The organism is Nocardiopsis trehalosi NBRC 14201 (genome assembly GCF_001552555.1).
Taxonomy (GTDB): Bacteria; Actinomycetota; Actinomycetes; order Streptosporangiales; family Streptosporangiaceae; genus Nocardiopsis_B; species Nocardiopsis_B trehalosi.
Genome location: NZ_BCRK01000326.1, coordinates 1 through 2,704, shown reverse-complemented (window position 1 = coordinate 2,704; position 2,704 = coordinate 1). Strand labels below are relative to the sequence as shown.

General features: G+C 73.3%; 1 protein-coding gene and 1 other RNA gene. Both read left to right on the top strand.

Annotated features, from left to right (window positions below; all coding sequences use genetic code 11):
* Positions 1 to 1,876, top strand: a 1,876-nt coding sequence (locus NT8_RS27845; protein WP_067976009.1) for a penicillin-binding transpeptidase domain-containing protein, incomplete at its 5' end; no start/stop codon positions are given.
* Between the two features lie 445 nt (positions 1,877 to 2,321).
* Positions 2,322 to 2,694, top strand: a transfer-messenger RNA (tmRNA) gene (gene ssrA, locus NT8_RS27840).
* The last annotated feature ends 10 nt before the right edge of the window (positions 2,695 to 2,704 follow it).

Below are 2,704 nucleotides of genomic sequence, written 5' to 3'. Positions count from 1 at the left end.
TTGGCAGGCCGGCGCCTACGAGGGCGCCGCCCGCCAGACCGACGGCGATACCGCGGCGGTCGCCGAGGCCCTGGAGCAGGCCCACCGCCAGCTCGACCTGGCCGGGGTGCGCTTCTCCCTCGGCCCCATCGCGCGCGAGGGCGACACCGCCACCGCCGAGTTCACCGCCCAGGCCGACCTCGGCATCGGCGACCCGGTGTGGGACTACACCGGCGCCATGGACCTGCACCGGGGCGGCACCGGCTGGCAGATCACGTGGGCGCCCTCCGTCATCCACCCGGACCTGGAGGAGGACGAGCGGCTCGCCGTCACCTACGAGGTCCCCGACCGCGGCCAGATCTTCGACCGCGACGAGGAGCCCCTCGTCGGCCGCGACCGGGTCACCGCGTTCGGCGTCGTCCCCTCCCGGCTCAACGACCTCGAAGCCGACATCGGCGCCCTGGCCGAACTGCTCGACGAGGACCCCGGCCCGCTGGTCGACCGGGTCCGCTCGGCGCCGCCCGAGGAGTTCCAGCCGCTCGTGCTCATGCGCACGGGCGACGTCGACGCCTCCGTCGCCGCGCGGGCCACCGACATCGCGGGTGTCGAGACCGCCGACCTGGAGATGCAGCTCAACCCGGAGATCGCGCCCGGTGTCGTCGGCGAGGTCGCCGGCACCGCCGAGCACAACGTCTCCTCCCGGGTCGCCGGCACCTACCAGCCGGGCGACACCGTGGGCCTGACCGGCCTGCAGAACGTCTTCCAGCAGCGCCTCGCCGGCACCGCCACCACCGAGGTCGTCACCCTCGACGCGGCCGGCGACGAGACCGGCGTCCTGGAGACCTGGCCCGGTGTCGAGAGCGGGTCGCTCACCACCACGCTCGACACCGAGGCCCAGCAGGCCGCCGAGACCGCGCTGGAGCTGCTGCCGGGCGACGGCTACCTCGTCGCCCTGGACGCCTCCTCCGGCGAGATCCTGGCCGCCGCGGGGGCGGCCGGCAGCACCGACGACGACGGCGCGTTCACCGCCGAGTACCGGCCGGGCGACGCGTTCACCATCGTCTCCGCGGCCGCCGCGATGCGGTCGGGGGCGGCCGCCGCCGACGACACGGTGCCCTGCGAGCCGCAGGTCGAGATCGACGACCGCACCTTCACCACGCCCAACAACGCCGGGCTGTGGGAGCCGGACCTCGCCATGGACTTCGCCTACACCTGTACCACGGCGTTCGCGTCGCTGGGCGAGCGGGTCGGCGCCGAGGCCCTGGAGTCCGCCGCCGCCGACTTCGGTATCGGCGGCGACTGGCGGCTGTCCGTCCCCACGTTCAACGGCGAGTTCGCCGCACCCGAGAGCCCGGGCGACACCGCGGCGGCCATGGTCGGCGGCGAGCAGGTCACCGTCAGCCCCCTGTCGATGGCCCTGGTGGCCGCGGGGGTGGCCGACGGCTCCTGGCGCCCGCCGCGGATCGCCGTCGACGACGACCCGCGCCAGGGGGAGCCGGCGACCGCCCGCGAACTCGACGCGGCGACGGTCGAGCAGCTGCGCGCGATGATGCGGTCCGCCGTCGAGGTCGGCGCGCCCAACGCCAACGTCGGCCTGGTGCCCGTCCACGGCAAGGCCGCCACCGCCGAGCAGCGCGTGGACGGCGAGGACATCGCCGTGCAGTGGTTCGTGGGCTACCAGGGCGGTCTGGCGTTCGCCGTGGCCGCCGAGGTCGACCCGGCGCTGGCGTGGGACCAGTTCGCGGTGAGCGCCGCCGGGAACTTCCTCACCGGCCTGCCCGTCGGTTACGTCGAGGACATGGGCGGCGGCGCCGAGGAGGACCAGGACGCCGGCGGCGCACCCGCCTCCGACGCCGAGACCGCCCCCGGGCAGACCGAGACCGTCCCCGGCCAGTAGGTCTCGGCGGTGGGTCCGGCGGCAGGTCCCGAGGAGATCCGCACGCGATCGCGATACGCGGGGGCCGGGAGGCAACCCTCCCGGCCCCCGTTGGCGTCTTCCCTGTTGACTGGGTCCGTAATGGGGGTTGCGGAGACCAGTCGTAGGTGCAGGACCTCATCTCGGGGGAGGCCCTGCGTTGAGAGGCCGGCCCGACCCTGCCGGCCGCCCTCGCGGGCAGCGTCGATGGTTCCCGTCCGCGCCCGCGAGGGATTCTCATGTCCGGGGTCCGGACGCCCCGGCCCCCGCCTGTCGTCCGGCGCCCCACCGGCCCGGACACGGACGTATAACGGGGCGGCTCGGCGGGAATCGGCTTGGCCTTCGCGGCGTTCTACCGGTAGCGTGGGGACGTCGGGACCACTCCGGTGGACCCGCGCGCGGGCTCCGGCCCGTTGACAACTGCACAGGGGGCGATCGGTTTCGACTTCGGTAGTCGTCTCAGGGGAAGCGGGTCGAGGGTTGCGTATGTGACCTCGTTAAACCTGCATTCGCGCTAAATTCAAGTGCCAATTCTCAGCGCACTGAGTTCGCTCTCGCTGCCTAAGCGATAGCGACTCTGTCGGCCTGGGCCCGTCCTCGGCCCAGTGTCCGGCATCGTTAAGAGGACTTACCGCTCGGATCGGGCCACGAGGCCCGAGCGGGACACTTTCGTGGCTGGGCTCGTCAGCGACCTGTTCGTGGGAGCGCTGGAGCCGAGTAGAACGGCAGCACGGACTGCACCCGGAGAAGCCCTGTTGCGGCACTGAAGGACGCGGGTTCGATTCCCGCCGCCTCCACGGTACGACGGGA